Here is a 357-nt window from a genome sequence, read left to right as displayed (position 1 = left end):
TGAAAGCCCGTATTGACGCGTACTTTCAGCGTAAACGTCGAGAGGGTAAACGTGTCTGGCCGACCACGCTGCGGTTTGTCTGGGCGCGTGAGTTTGGCGAAATCAAAGGGAAGAAGCACTACCACGTGGTGCTGTTACTGAACCGGGATACGTGGTGCGGACCGGGCGATTACAACGACCCGGACACGCTTGCCGGAATGATTAAACAGGCCTGGTGCAGTGCCCTCCGGGTGGATGCTGAGGCTCACGCCGTACTGGCCCGCTTCCCGAAAAGCCCGGTGTCATGGCTGACACGTGGCGATGATACTCAACTGCAACAGGCGCTGTCGCAGGCGGCTTATCTTGCCAAACGCGAAA

The 357-nt window shown here is 58.3% G+C and carries 1 protein-coding gene; it reads left to right on the top strand.

Annotation, left to right across the window (positions count from 1 at the left end; genetic code table 11):
• On the top strand, window positions 1-357 hold a 357-nt coding region (locus tag DEO48_RS26315; protein WP_146198353.1), incomplete at both ends, for an inovirus-type Gp2 protein.

Source organism: Enterobacter sp. CGMCC 5087 (assembly GCF_003144775.1).
GTDB lineage: Bacteria > Pseudomonadota > Gammaproteobacteria > Enterobacterales > Enterobacteriaceae > Enterobacter > Enterobacter cloacae_M.
This window is presented reverse-complemented; position numbering and strand designations above follow the sequence as displayed.